This window comes from Reinekea marina (genome assembly GCF_030409715.1).
GTDB classification, from domain to species: domain Bacteria; phylum Pseudomonadota; class Gammaproteobacteria; order Pseudomonadales; family Natronospirillaceae; genus Reinekea; species Reinekea marina.
In genome coordinates this window covers 99,796-113,301 of the sequence record NZ_JAUFQI010000001.1, presented here as the reverse complement: position 1 = coordinate 113,301, position 13,506 = coordinate 99,796, and the positions used below count along the sequence as shown (strand labels likewise).

Annotated in this window: 14 protein-coding genes; 6 read left to right on the top strand and 8 right to left on the bottom strand. The window is 45.8% G+C overall.

Features of this window, described 5'->3' with window-relative positions; genetic code table 11:
* Positions 1–24: 24 nt before the first annotated feature.
* Positions 25–174 carry a hypothetical protein gene (locus QWZ13_RS00635; protein WP_290280006.1) on the bottom strand — a complete coding sequence of 50 codons (150 nt, stop codon included), beginning with the start codon at positions 172–174 and terminating at the stop codon, positions 25–27.
* On the opposite strand from QWZ13_RS00635, the gene QWZ13_RS00630 reads away from it, so the two are divergent.
* From QWZ13_RS00630 to QWZ13_RS00620, 3 genes are all read left to right on the top strand, one after another.
* Positions 137–628 carry an RNA pyrophosphohydrolase gene (locus QWZ13_RS00630; RefSeq protein ID WP_216000645.1) on the top strand — a complete coding sequence of 164 codons (492 nt, stop codon included), beginning with the start codon at positions 137–139 and terminating at the stop codon, positions 626–628. The two genes, QWZ13_RS00635 and QWZ13_RS00630, sit on opposite strands and share 38 nt — an antisense overlap.
* Positions 615–2,906 (top strand): phosphoenolpyruvate--protein phosphotransferase, encoded by a 2,292-nt coding sequence (gene ptsP, locus QWZ13_RS00625; RefSeq protein ID WP_290280005.1) that lies wholly within the window; start codon positions 615–617, stop codon positions 2,904–2,906. Before QWZ13_RS00630 ends, ptsP begins: the two co-directional genes overlap by 14 nt.
* Positions 2,907–3,054: 148 nt before the next feature.
* Entirely contained in the window at positions 3,055–4,032 is a 978-nt protein-coding gene (locus QWZ13_RS00620; protein ID WP_290280004.1) for an ABC transporter substrate-binding protein, read from the top strand.
* 60 nt (positions 4,033–4,092) lie between these two features.
* On the opposite strand, the gene typA is transcribed toward QWZ13_RS00620, so the two are convergent.
* The 3 genes from typA to ilvA all read right to left on the bottom strand — a co-directional run bounded on the left by typA (position 4,093) and on the right by ilvA (position 8,639).
* A complete protein-coding gene (typA, locus tag QWZ13_RS00615) occupies positions 4,093–5,910 on the bottom strand; it encodes a translational GTPase TypA (RefSeq protein WP_290280003.1) in 1,818 nt (605 codons plus the stop codon).
* A gap of 93 nt (positions 5,911–6,003) precedes the next feature.
* The gene (locus QWZ13_RS00610; RefSeq protein WP_290280002.1) at positions 6,004–7,110 is read right to left on the bottom strand and encodes a threonine aldolase family protein; all 1,107 of its coding nucleotides are present in this window, start codon (positions 7,108–7,110) and stop codon (positions 6,004–6,006) included.
* A gap of 14 nt (positions 7,111–7,124) precedes the next feature.
* The gene (gene ilvA / locus QWZ13_RS00605) at positions 7,125–8,639 is read right to left on the bottom strand and encodes a threonine ammonia-lyase, biosynthetic (RefSeq protein WP_290283224.1); all 1,515 of its coding nucleotides are present in this window, start codon (positions 8,637–8,639) and stop codon (positions 7,125–7,127) included.
* A gap of 224 nt (positions 8,640–8,863) precedes the next feature.
* On the opposite strand from ilvA, the gene rpiA reads away from it, so the two are divergent.
* Entirely contained in the window at positions 8,864–9,568 is a 705-nt protein-coding gene (gene rpiA / locus QWZ13_RS00600; protein WP_290280001.1) for a ribose-5-phosphate isomerase RpiA, read from the top strand.
* Positions 9,569–9,626: 58 nt separating this feature from the next.
* On the opposite strand, the gene QWZ13_RS00595 is transcribed toward rpiA, so the two are convergent.
* From QWZ13_RS00595 to QWZ13_RS00580, 4 genes are all read right to left on the bottom strand, one after another.
* Positions 9,627–10,052: a DUF2147 domain-containing protein gene (locus QWZ13_RS00595; protein ID WP_290283223.1), complete on the bottom strand. Its 426-nt coding sequence runs from the start codon at positions 10,050–10,052 to the stop codon at positions 9,627–9,629.
* A gap of 111 nt (positions 10,053–10,163) precedes the next feature.
* Positions 10,164–10,643, bottom strand: coding sequence for a Cys-tRNA(Pro) deacylase (ybaK, locus tag QWZ13_RS00590; protein WP_290280000.1), 480 nt, complete (start codon positions 10,641–10,643; stop codon positions 10,164–10,166).
* Positions 10,644–10,657: 14 nt separating this feature from the next.
* A complete protein-coding gene (locus QWZ13_RS00585) occupies positions 10,658–12,034 on the bottom strand; it encodes a sensor histidine kinase (RefSeq protein WP_290279999.1) in 1,377 nt (458 codons plus the stop codon).
* Between the two features lie 3 nt (positions 12,035–12,037).
* Positions 12,038–12,736, bottom strand: coding sequence for a response regulator transcription factor (locus QWZ13_RS00580; RefSeq protein WP_216000635.1), 699 nt, complete (start codon positions 12,734–12,736; stop codon positions 12,038–12,040).
* Between QWZ13_RS00580 and QWZ13_RS00575 the strand changes: the two genes are divergently transcribed.
* Positions 12,725–12,877 carry a hypothetical protein gene (locus QWZ13_RS00575; RefSeq protein WP_290279998.1) on the top strand — a complete coding sequence of 51 codons (153 nt, stop codon included), beginning with the start codon at positions 12,725–12,727 and terminating at the stop codon, positions 12,875–12,877. The two genes, QWZ13_RS00580 and QWZ13_RS00575, sit on opposite strands and share 12 nt — an antisense overlap.
* A gap of 26 nt (positions 12,878–12,903) precedes the next feature.
* Positions 12,904–13,500, top strand: coding sequence for a DNA endonuclease SmrA (gene smrA, locus QWZ13_RS00570; RefSeq protein WP_290279997.1), 597 nt, complete (start codon positions 12,904–12,906; stop codon positions 13,498–13,500).
* The last annotated feature ends 6 nt before the right edge of the window (positions 13,501–13,506 follow it).

The following is a 13,506-nucleotide window of genomic DNA, read 5'->3' as shown; positions in this document are numbered from 1 at the left end:
TGGCGCGCTGCAGCTCTTTTAGGCTCAGAGTGTGAGGTTAACAGGAATGGCGCTTTTTAAGCGCTTGTGAAACAATGGATATTCGTCGCTTGAATAAAACGGGCGTTCAAACGATAGGACATGAGATGAGAAGGGTATGATCGATTCAGATGGGTTTCGCCCAAATGTTGGCATTATATTAACCAATAATGAAGGGCAGGTACTGTGGGCACGCCGTATTGGTCAAGATGCTTGGCAATTTCCACAAGGTGGAATTCGTCAGCATGAGACGCCTGTGCAAGCTCTGTATCGTGAACTCAAAGAAGAAGTTGGCCTCGACCCTAAAGATGTCGATATTTTAGCCTGCACGCGTGGTTGGCTAAAATATCGGCTCCCTAAACGCATGATTCGCCAAAACACGTTGCCTATCTGTGTTGGACAAAAACAAAAATGGTTTTTATTGCGAATGCTCAGTGAAGACCATTGCGTAAACTTTGATGCCTGCGAAGACCCTGAATTTGATGGCTGGCAATGGGTGTCATACTGGTACCCGCTGTCTAAAGTCGTTTCCTTTAAGCGGGATGTCTACCGCAAAGCCTTGACGGAGCTTAGTCCTCGTGTGCACAAGGTGGCTGATGCCTATGCCTGATTTACTGCACCTGTTGCGTAAAGTTGTCGAAGCCGTCACTGGGTCGCGCAACTTACAGCCGTCATTAGAGCGCTTAACCAAAATGGTGCGCGAAGGCATGGAAGTAGATGCCTGTTCGGTATTTTTATGGGATGGGAACATTGAACGCTATGTCTTAATGGCGACCGACGGGCTCAAAGATGGCTTAGCAGGTAAAATAACCTTGACCAAAAATGAAGGCATGATTGGTCTGGTGGGTAAGCGCGAAGAGCCTCTGAATATTGCAAACTCTACATTACATCCCAATTTCCATTCTGTGCCGTCGGCCGGTGAAGAAAAATTTCGTGCCTTATTGGCAGTCCCCATCATTCACAATCGCAAACTGTTAGGCGTACTGACGGTTCAACGGTTTAAAGATGACCGTTTTAGCGATGAAGCAGAAGCCTTTTTGGTGACTTTGTCGGCTCAAATGGCGGGAATCATTGCCAATGCTGAGGCCACGGGCGCACTGAGTGGTATGAACTTAATTGGCGAGCAAAGCCAAGACGATATCCGGTTTTCTGGCGTTGCGTGCTCTACTGGCGTAGCCATTGGGCAAGGCCATGTGATCGCGGCCGAAGTCGAGCTCGACAGCGTTCGTTTTCACTCCACAGAAGACATCAACGGTGAGATCGAGCGTTTTAAAACCGCACTCGACGATGTTCGCCAAGATTTATCGCAGACTCGAGAGCGGTTAGAGAATGAGCTTAGACCTGAAGAACTCGCGTTGTTTGATGTGTATGCTGGCATATTAAATGATCAGGCCGTGGGTGGCTCCGTCATAGAAAAAATTGAAGACGGTGAAAGCGCGCCGAGTGCTTTAGCGACTGTCATGCGTGGCTATATTCAGCACTTTGAAGAAATGGAAGACACCTATTTAAGAGAACGCGCCGCTGACATGCGCGATCTCGGCCAACGTTTACTCAATTGTTTACTGGCCGATGAATCGGAGCGTGTTATTCCAAAAGGCGCAATCCTGTTGGGTGAAGAGTTATCCGCGACGGTGTTTGGCGATATTAATCCAGAACACATTGCCGGTATCGTGTGCGCACGGGGCTCCGCTAATTCGCATTTAGCTATTTTGGCTAGAGCTTTAAACATTCCTACAGTTTTAGGTGCGCAAGATATTCCCTGGACCGAGCTCGAAGGCAAAGAGCTGGTGGTCGATGGTTATCGTGGGCATGTTTACTATCAATTATCGGAAGAACGACGAGCTCACTTTGAAGAGTTGGTGGCCGACGAAAAAGCTAGGGTATCTGGGTTAGATGCGCTGATCGATATGCGCGCAGAAACCGCCAATGGGTTAAACATTAACCTGATGGTGAATACCGGCTTACAAACTGACATATTGCGCTCAAAAGATTCCGGCGCCGATGGTGTAGGGCTGTTTCGTACCGAAGTGCCCTTTATGATGCTAGGGCGGTTCCCCAGTGAAGAAGAGCAAGCTAAAATTTATCGCTCCCAGTTACAAACATTTCATCCACGACCGGTGACCATGCGTACCTTGGATATCGGTGGGGATAAAAGCTTAGATTACTTCCCGATTGTTGAAGACAACCCGTTTTTGGGGTGGCGTGGGTTAAGGGTGACTTTAGATCATCCTGAGATTTTTATTGTTCAAGTTCGAGCCATGTTGCGTGCCAGCGTAGGTCTGAATAATTTAAAAATCATGCTGCCCATGGTCACTAGCATTAGTGAAGTTGAAGATTCCTTGCAAATAATTCATCGTGCCGTGTACGAGCTGAATGAAGAGGGCGTGCCCGTAGAGTCGCCTGATGTAGGTGTGATGATTGAAGTGCCATCGGCGGTTTATTTGATCAAAGATTTTGCGAATTTGGTCGATTTCATGTCGGTAGGCAGTAACGATTTAACCCAGTATTTGCTTGCCGTCGACCGCAACAACCCACGAGTGGCCGACATCTACGACAGTATGCACCCGGCCGTTCTAAAGGCGCTAAAATCTATAGTCGATGAATGCGATGCGGCAAACGTTCCGTTAAGTTTGTGTGGAGAGTTAGCCGGTGATCCGTTAGGGGCTGTTACTTTGCTAGGCCTAGGTTACCGTAATTTATCCATGAGCAGTGCAAACCTACTGCGAGTGAAGGCCGTTTTAATGCAGATTGATTCGGGTTGGGCGCAAACGGTGTCGAGCGGTTTGCTTAATTTAGATGATCCTAAAGTTATTCGTTCTACCTTGCAGTTGGCGTTGCAAAAAGCGGGCGTTCCGCTTACTTCGTTAGGTGTATTGCCTACTCATTAGTTCTCTCCCTTCAGCGGTTTTGTGCACGTTTATCAAATTGACTCTCATTAAATAGTATTGCCTCCTTACAATGTAGGAGGCTATCCGCTCGCTTTTGCTCTATTTTTAACCAATACAACAAAAAGAAATAATAAAAAGAGATGCAAAAATGAAGTTAAAATTCGGGTTATTCATTGTAAGTTTAATGTTGTCGTTGCCGGTATTTGCCAGTGATGTTTTTATAGTGCAAAGCTATAACATCGAATATGAATGGGATGCCGAGTACGTGGAATCGGTTCAACGTGTTCTAGGTGCAGAGCACAACTACACCATTCGAGAATTAGACAGCAAGCGTAAGCAGCCAGAGCAATGGAAAGAAACGGCGCGCCAAGTCGTTGAAGAAATAAAGCAGGTTCAACCCGATATCGTCATTGTAGGTGACGATAACGCCATGAGCTCAGTTGCGGTCGCCTTGAATGGTTCTACTATTCCCGTAGTCTTTCTTGGTGTTAATGGCACCTTGCAAGACTATGGCGTACAAGGCAGTGCAAATATTACAGGTGTTTTGGAGCGGCCGTTTTTTGAACAAAGTGTGCGCCACTTACGTAAAGTGACCGACAATAACAGTCGTTTTTTGGTGTTAATGGACGATTCCATAACGATGCGAAACGCCGTAAGCGAAACCTACGGAGATCAACGTACCGCCACTGTGCAAAATACCCAGGTAGACTTCTTTTTATCGAACAGTGCCGAGCAATGGAAAGAACGCGCTAGAACCGCAAAAGATGATGGCTATGACGCGATCATTATTGGAACCTACCATACCTTGCGTTATGCAGATGATACTTACTTCCCGCCAGCTGACGCGATAGCTTTCTTACGTGAGACCTCTGTTATTCCGGTCTTCTCATTTTGGAACATATTTATCGGCGCTGACAAAGCCATTGGTGGTTATTCAATTACCGCCTATGAAGAAGGCAAGGCCGCGGCCCGTATGGCTCAGCTTATCTTAAGAGGGGTCTCTATCAATAAAGTGCCGCCAATTACGTCAATCTCAGGGCAGTACGTTTACAGTAAACAAGGTTTAGAAAAGTGGGGTGTAAAACTCACCACCTTAACTCGCTCTCAGGCTGTATTCGTAGAATAAACGCTTTCTAGAAGGCAAAAAAAATCCTGCTAAGCAGGATTTTTTTATGCGGATTAAAAACTACTTAGAAGAGCGGCTTGCGCGCTTACGTTCGTTTTCAGTCAACAGCTTCTTACGCAAACGTATGCTTTCAGGCGTAACTTCTACGAGCTCATCGTCTTCGATGAATTCAAGCGCCTGCTCTAATGTGTGCTTAATTGGTGGTGACAATGTTAAAGCTTCATCGGTACCGCTGGCACGAACGTTAGTTAGCTGCTTTCCTTTCGTTGGGTTAACAACGAGGTCATTTGCGCGTGAGTGAATGCCCACAATCTGGCCTTCATAAACATCAATACCATGACCTAAGAATAAGCGACCACGATCTTGCAGTGGGTACAGACCGTAAGCCAGTGTTTTACCTTTAACCATAGAAACCAATACGCCGTTTTGACGGCTGACTACATCACCTTCTTTAACCGGACCATAGTGGTCGAAGATGCTGGTCATGATGCCAGAACCGCTGGTTAAGGTTAAAAACAAGCCACGGAAGCCAATCAAACCACGTGAAGGTGCCATGAATTCTAACTTAATACGGCCTTTACCATCGGGTTCCATGTTCGTTAACTCGGCTTTACGCAAGCCTAGTTCTTCCATGATAGAACCTTGGTGCTCTTCTTCAACGTCAATAACAACGGTTTCAAACGGCTCTTCAATTTTGCCGTCTACAACGCGTTGAATTACTTCAGGACGGGACACACCCAGCTCGAAGCCTTCACGACGCATTGTCTCAATCAATACAGAAAGGTGAAGCTCTCCACGACCAGAAACACGGAATTTATCCGGTGTATCGCCTGGCTCTACACGTAGAGCAACATTGTGGATAAGTTCTTGGTCTAAACGCTCTTTAATATTACGAGTGGTAATGAACTTACCTTCTTTACCCGCAAATGGAGAGTCGTTTACTTGGAATGTCATGCTTACTGTTGGTTCATCAACCGTTAAAGCAGGTAATGCTTCAACTGTTTGAGGGTGGCATAAAGTGTCTGAAATAGACAAGCCTTCGATACCCGTAATACAAACAATGTCACCGGCATTTGCAGTGTCTACTTCAACACGTTCTAGGCCATGATAACCCATGACTTGTAAGATTTTACCTTTACGCGATTTGCCTTCGTTATCTACAATAACGACTTGGTCGTTAGGCTTAACGCTGCCGCGAGTAATTCGGCCAACACCAATAACGCCAACATAGCTGTTGTAGTCTAATGCAGAAATTTGCATTTGGAACGCACCGTCAGAATCAACTTCTGGCGAAGGTACGCGTTCAGTAATCATTTGGAACAACGGTTCCATATCTTCTGCCATCTCTTCTGGGTCTAAGCCCGCAATACCATTTAGAGCAGAAGCATAAATAACAGGGAAATCTAATTGCTCATCGGTAGCACCAAGACGATCAAACAAATCAAAAACTTGATCCATTACCCAGTCAGGGCGTGCGCCTGGGCGGTCAATCTTGTTAATAACAACAATTGGCTTTAAGCCTTGAGCGAATGCTTTAGAGGTAACGAAGCGAGTTTGTGGCATTGGGCCATCTACTGCGTCTACCAACAATAATACGGAATCTACCATCGACAATACACGTTCAACTTCGCCACCGAAGTCGGCGTGGCCAGGGGTATCTACGATGTTAATACGGTAATCGTTCCACTTAATCGCGGTGTTTTTTGCCAAGATCGTGATACCACGTTCTTTTTCTTGGTCGTTGCTGTCCATGACACGTTCACTGCCTTGGTCTTTACGGCCAAGTGTGCCCGACTGGCTTAATAGTTGGTCGACTAGGGTAGTTTTACCATGGTCAACGTGGGCAATAATGGCAATGTTGCGTAAGTTATCGATCACTGTTTTGATTATCCGGTATTAAAATTCAAGGGCGCGGATTATACCTTTAGTGAGCGAAAAAGATACAATTTTAAGCAGAATCGGAAGAAATCTTTAACTTAAAACAAAGGTCGAAAAATCGCGCCAATGCTCACGCCACTGCTCTGGCATCAAGGTTTCGTAACCTTCGCCAAAGCTAAGCTCGAACCAAAGTTGACCATTGGTCACTTTATAAGGGGGCGGCAATATCGCAATCTTATTTTGCTCAACCCATTGGCTGGCTTTGGCTAAAAAACGCTCAGGGTCGGCTTCAATGCGTAATCTAAACATATTCGTTTGAGGCGTTTTGGGCCAAGTTGAGACGCCTTGTGTCGCGTTTAGGACCGGCGCAAAAGAGTGGCAGTGCTTTAAATAGACGGGCATTTTAGGTAGATAATGCTCTAAACCTTGTTTTGCCGCTAAAATATAAGGATACAGCGCGTATAGGTTTCCTCCAACGCGGCGTTGCCAGATTTTCGCTTTGCTAATGAAATCGGCATCGCCCGCTAATACCGCGCCAGCAATCCCGCCTAAATCTTTGTAAAAACTGACATAAACTGAATCGAATAATGCTGATATTTCAGCCAAAGATTTACCGTAATAGCTGGGGCATTGCCATAAGCGTGCGCCGTCCATGTGTAACTTGATGCCTTGTTCACGCGCCCAATCGGATTGTTCTTGCAAAGCTTCCCAGCTGGGCAGTTGACCTCCAATTTCACGCATTGGCAGCTCTAATAGGATGGCGGCTAACGGGTCATTTGCGGCGTGTTTTAAATCGTCTAATTGCGGAATCTGATCAGCATCGCCTAATGTACAACCTTTTAGCTGATACAGAACTTGGTATGCGTTTTCTTCGTGAATGTGCACGTGGCTGGTTGCCGGCAGTGCAACATAGGGTGTGCGTGCTTGGTCGGCCCAAATACGTAGAGCGATGGGTTGCGCTTGCGTGCCAGAAGGTAAAAACAGCGCCGCCTCTTTGCCCAGTAATTGAGCGACGTCTTGTTCAAACGATTCGATCAGTTTTCCAGAACCATAGAGGTCAGGTTCATCATCAGTACTTAAGTTGTCTGCCAGTGATTGCAGGCGTTGTTTCATGCTGCGCTTAGCATGCCTAACCATGACATGCTCACTTTGGTTAAAGAGCGATCGGTAGTGTTGGATAGCGGGTTGAATGTTGTTCATGAACTTCCTTTTTGTTATCCCAAAAACGCGCTGTAAACAGGGTTGTCTGTTTCATCCCAGTACCGATACCCAAGATTATCGAGCTCTTTTTTAAAGGCTTTTAGATCGGACTTTGGTACTTGAACGCCGCTGAGCACTTTACCGTAGGCCGCACCATGGTTTCGATAATGAAACAAGCTGATGTTCCAATGCCCACCTAAGGCGTTTAAGAATTTCAACAAAGCTCCTGGGCGTTCTGGAAATTCAAATCGATACAGCCGTTCATCTTGCGCCTGAGGCGCATGCCCTCCAACCATGTGCCGTACGTGCGTTTTTGCGGCCTCATTGTGAGTCAGATCAAGAACCGCATAGCCATCGTCGGTAAGACGTTGCAGTAAATCGGAGCGCTCTTCGTCGCTGCTGATTTTTATGCCGACAAAAATTTGTGCATCTTTACTGTCGTTGTAGCGATAATTAAATTCCGTTACAGATCGTTTGCCTAAATGAGAGATAAATCGTTTAAAGCTACCTGGCTTCTCATTAATAGTGACCGCGAAGATGGCCTCATGATGTTCGCCCACTTGTGCTCGCTCGGCAACATATCTGAGGCGATCAAAGTTCATGTTGGCGCCAGAGCAGATGCTGATGAAGGTTTGGCCTTGCGCGGATTCACGATCAATGTACTTTTTCATGCCCGCAAGCGCGGTTGCTCCGGCTGGTTCAGCAACGGAGCGAGTGTCATCAAAAATGTCTTTAATGCTGGCACATATTTGATCCGCAGACACGGTGATGACTTCATCAATGTGGTACTTCAGTATTTTAAACGTTTCTTTGCCAATCTGTGCCACGGCAATGCCATCTGCAAATAACCCCACTTCTTTGAGCGTTGAGCGTTTGCCCGATTTCAATGCGGCGGCCAGGCACGCACTTTCTTCGTATTCGACTCCAATCACTTTGATATCTGGTCTTAGGTACTTTACGTACGCAGCTATGCCAGCGGCCAGACCGCCTCCGCCTACGGGGACAAAAATTGCATCGAGGTTATTTGAACCAATTTGATGAATGATTTCGCGAGCAACTGTGCCTTGCCCGGCTATAACCAGTTCATCATCGTATGGGTGAACAAAGGTTAGGCCTTGCTCTTCTTGTAATTTAATGGCGTGCGCAAAAGCCACATCAAATGAATCACCAAACAATACAACTTTACCACCACGTGCTCTGACCGAATTCACTTTAATGTCGGGTGTGGTCACGGGCATCACGATGGTGGCTTTGACTTTCATAAGTCGCGCGGCTTCGGCAATTCCTTGGGCGTGGTTGCCTGCAGAGGCGCATATGACCCCTGCTTTTTTCTGAGCTTCAGTCAAATGTGCCATCTTGTTGTAAGCGCCACGAAGCTTAAATGAAAATACCGGCTGCAAGTCTTCACGTTTAATCAAAATACGATTGCCAATGCGTGCGCTGAGTGAACTCGCTTCGTCGAGCGGAGTTTCAATGGCCGCTTCATAAACTTTGGCATTCAGTATTTGTTTAACGTACGACTCTAACATGCAATCTTGCCTTACAGGGTGAATGGAACACACAGTGTACGGATTATAACGCATGAACCCTAGCAAAAAATGGCGCTAAAACTGCGATATTACGTTGCGTGAACTGCGTATATTGGGGTTTACCCCTAGTCTAAATTTTCGGTGTGGCTTTTTTAGGCACAGTAGGTGAGAAATAGAGCGTTACCCTCTATAATAAGGCTCTACATAACCTTAGGATGTTCGCCATGACTCAAGACGAATTGAAGCAAAAAGTAGCTCAAGCCGCACTCGACTACATTAAACCCGATCTGCGCGACGATGCGATTATAGGCGTCGGCACTGGCTCAACCGCAAATTTCTTTATCGATGCTTTGGGCAAACTTGTTGGTCAATTTAAAGGCGCTGTTGCCAGCAGTGATGCGACAGCCGAAAGACTAAAAGGGCATGGTATTGAAGTATTCGATTTAAACGATGTTGATCAATTGTCAGTGTACGTAGATGGTGCAGATGAAGCCAACGCCAAGTTGGAAGTGGTAAAAGGTGGTGGCGCAGCGTTAACTCGTGAAAAAATTGTAGCCGCAGTGGCGGAAACATTTATTTGTATTGCAGATGCCTCTAAAGCCGTTGAAACGTTAGGCAGCTTTCCCTTGCCGGTAGAAGTTATTCCTATGGCTCGAAGCTATGTTGCCCGTGAAATTCAAAAGCTAGGTGGTCAGCCTGTGTACCGCGAAGGGGTTGTTACCGATAATGGAAATGTTATTTTAGATGTACACGGCTTATCGATAACCGATGCGAAAGATCTAGAGAAAACGCTGAATAATATCGTGGGTGTGGTCACAAACGGCTTGTTTGCGCATCGTCCTGCCGATGTACTCATGCTGGGCACCGAAGAGGGTGTTAAAACTCTGACGGTGATAAACACCATGTCAGCTTCAGGCGAGTTTTATTAATCGCTAACAAAAAAGCCCTCAACCGAGGGCTTTTTTAGGCTTTAAATAACAGCAATGTTTAGTTTACACGTTCCCATACTTGGGTACGGCCGATCAACGCAAATCCGATAAAGCCGCGCACTGAAAGTTTTTTGCCGTTTTCAATGAGCTCTAAGTTGGCTTTGTATTCTTTGCCGTTGTTTGGATCCAAAATTTTACCGCCGGTCCATTCGTCACCGTCTTTTTCGAGCCCCCAAACAAACACCATGCCTTCAATAGGTTTGTTTTTACGAGAACCTTTGCATTCTTTGCACACAGGATTTGGTTCGCTTGGGTTTAGTAGTTCGATAATTTGGCCTTTAAGTTCACCTTTGTCGATCCAGATTTTGACAAGGCTTTTGGCTTTTCCTGTTTCATCGTCAATGGTTTTCCAAGTGCCTTCTGGCGAAGAGTTATCTGCGCTGGCTAAGGACAGGGTGAAAACGGACAGTAATGTGAGTAATATTTTTTTCATTGTTATGTAAACTCCTTTGTTGTGTGGCCACCTTACCAGATGAATAGGTCACCTCAAATACCGCTTAAGTTTTTGTGAATTTCCTTCACTAATGAAGATGGTTTAATCATTAGTGAGCTCATAGCGGGTGGCATTGAGTAATGATAATAAATGGTTTGGGCTTAATTCTAGCTGAATTCCACGCTTGCCAGCACTGACAAACATTCGATCTAGATTTAACGCCGACTCATCTACAGCAAAGTGTAGACGATTTTTTTGGCCAAAGGGGCTAATTCCTCCGACAACATAGCCCGTTGCTCTTTCTGCAAAGGCCGTTTTTGCCATATTCACAGATTTTGCTTGATGTGCCTTTGCGGCTTTTTTTAAATTTAGCGTACTCGACACAGGGACAATGCATACAGCGAGTTGTTTGTCGTCTCCATTAAGACTGACCAATAGAGTTTTAAAAAGGTGGTCATGTGGCACGTTTAAGGCATCGGCAACGGCCTGACCATAGTTGTCGGCGTTGTGAATATCGACTTCATACTTATGAACTTGAAAGTCTATTCCGTGTTTTTTTAGGCTGTTTATGGCGGGTGTCACAATCGCTAAACCTTTTATTTTGCCACCGGTAGGCGAATGTCTACGGTTAAGCCATTAGGGGAGTTGTTGTGAGCCGATATTTTACCGTGGTGCAATTGAACAGCCTGCAACGCAATGTTTAAACCTAATCCAGCGCCAGTATTGGCTTGATCTAAACGATAAAAAGGATCAAACAATCGCTCGAGTTTGTCTTCGGGCACGCCAGGGCCTTGATCGGTAATGGAAAGTTGAACCTGTTTCTTTTTCAGCGTCATGGTCACACTTAGCTCGCCGTGTTCCGGTGAAAAGCGCAAGGCATTACGCAGCACATTGTCTACGATTGAGTGCAATAGTTGAGGGTCGCCGACTAAGATGCACTCTTCCAAAAGTTCTTCATGGATGGTGACCGCTCGAGTGGAGGATTCAAACCGAGCATCCTCTACAACCTTGGTAACGAGTTCGCTAAAATTGACCTGTTGCAACTCTACTTTCAACATGTCGTTTTCAAACCGGCTTAACTTTAAAATTTGTGCGATAAGGTTTTCTAAACGATCGCTCTCACGCTCAATTCGATTTAACGCTTTATCGAGCTCGGGCGGGGACTTTTGACGAACAATACCCATAGCCACTTGCAAACGGGTTAAAGGAGAGCGCAACTCATGAGATACGTTGCCAAGCAATCGTTTTTGGGCGGCGACCAGTTTTTCTATGCGGCTGGCCATGTCGTCGAAGTCACGGCCTAATTCACCGATTTCATCACTACGCCGGCTTACGCTAGAACCAGCACGTGCGTCTAAGGTACCACTGGCCAGAGCTTTGGTGGTGGTTCTTAACTTTTCTAACGGCCTTACAATAGACCAGCTCAACACCAAACTCATCAGGCCAGAAACCACTAAGGCAAAGACAACGCGAACCCACTGGCTTTCCATCCAAAAGGGGAGGTTTGCTGGCGGCAAATTAGGAACGCCTCTTAAAAATAGTTGGAAATTTTGCCCGTTAATTGGAATGTCCATAGGGCCTAACCAGGCTTCACTGCGCCATTGACCCACTTGCATGCCTTCTTTTTCGATCATTTCGGACAGCATGACCAAAATCCGGTTAGGCGGTTTAGGCGTGCCGAGCATTTGATAAGCGCTATCAACGAGGTACCACTGTAAACGAGATTGGGCATTGTAAGCCGCCAATTCGTTGGCAATGAGGTTGTAGTCGTTGCCAACATAGGTGAAATCGGGCAAGACAATATTGGTCAAAATATCAATGTGGCGAGGAGCGGGTGGTGCGATTTGGTAGGTTTGCGCGACTTGGAACGACACGAAATACACCGCGAGCACAATAAAAATAAGTGTTAACCAAAAGCTCAGCCAAATTTTTCCTAAGACTGAGCCCAGAGGGTTAAGTTTGCGCCACTGCACGAGTTACTCGGCCTCGGCAAACATATAGCCGACACCACGAATGGTTTGGATTGAGTTTTCGTTCCCAGCACTGGCTAACTTGCGGCGAACATTACTGACATGCATATCAATGGATCGGTCATAAGCCATGATTTCTCGGCCAAGCACTTCTAAATAGAGGTCTTCCTTCGGCACAGCTTTACCAACATTGGTCATTAATACACGTAATACTTTGAATTCGCTGGTGGTCATTGGTAGGTGTTGACCATTGCAATGCACCCGGTAGGTATCAAAGTTAAGTTCTACACCTTGAATCGCTAAAATTCCGCGATCGGAGGCTTTTTCATTCTTATCCAGTTCAATGCGACGAATTAAAGCTTTAATGCGTGCTAACAATTCGCGGTGACTGTAGGGTTTGGCTAAATAATCATCTGCACCGAGCTCTAAACCCAACACGCGATCTGTTTCCTCGCCTTTAGCCGTAAGCATGAGCACTGGGATAATCGAAAATTCACGAATGCGTTTCAACGTTTCAAAGCCATCTATGCCTGGCATCATCACATCGAGCAGAACTAAATCGTAGTGGTGTTCTTTAAGTTGGTCGATACCCGCTTCACCCGAATGGGCGGCAACAAGACGATAGCCTTCAACTTCAAGGTATTCGCCAAGCAGTTCGGCTAAATCTTTATCGTCATCGATCAGTAATATACTGTGTGTACTCATTGTCTGTGCTCCAAAATTCTGTACGGGCGAAATATAACGGGCGTTAGGCACTTTATGGTGCCAAAATCGACAAATCTAAAGCTATTGGCAATGCCATTTACTGCACGTTTACACCATGCGAGCCTGCGTATTTTAAGGTAAACTGAGCCAATTGTAATAGGTGATCTATGATAGACGACTCAGAATTTGAATCCTTTGCAAAAGAAATGCAAGGAGTCGCCCCACTCAAGGCGAAGAAAAAAGTTGATCTGCGAAAAACGACGGTTGCTGAGCCGTCGTTAATTGCGCGCAGACAAATGGCCATTACGTTGAAAGAAACGGCCGCGGGTAATCCGTTAACGGAAGAAATCATCGATTTAGTGCACCCACTCGATATTATTGAATACCGCAGTGATGGTGTGGCGCATGGCGTGTATAGAAACCTTAAGCGTGGCGTATACTCCATTGATGCTCGATTAGATTTGCATCAGAAAAAAATGCACCAAGCCCGTACTGAAGTTTTTCAGTTTATTAAGGATTGTCAAAAGTACGACATTCGCAGCGCGATTATTTTGCATGGTAAAGGTGAGCTCGGCGAACCCAAGGCTTTTTTGAAGTCGTGTGTGAATACTTGGTTAAAGCAAATTCCTGAGGTCTTAGCTTTTCATTCCGCTCAAAAAAAACATGGCAGTGTTGGTGCGCTTTACGTGCTGATTAAAAAGAGCGAGCATAAAAAACTAGAAAACAAGTTGGTCTACAGTAAAGGTCGTGTAGACCCTAAATAAGGTTAA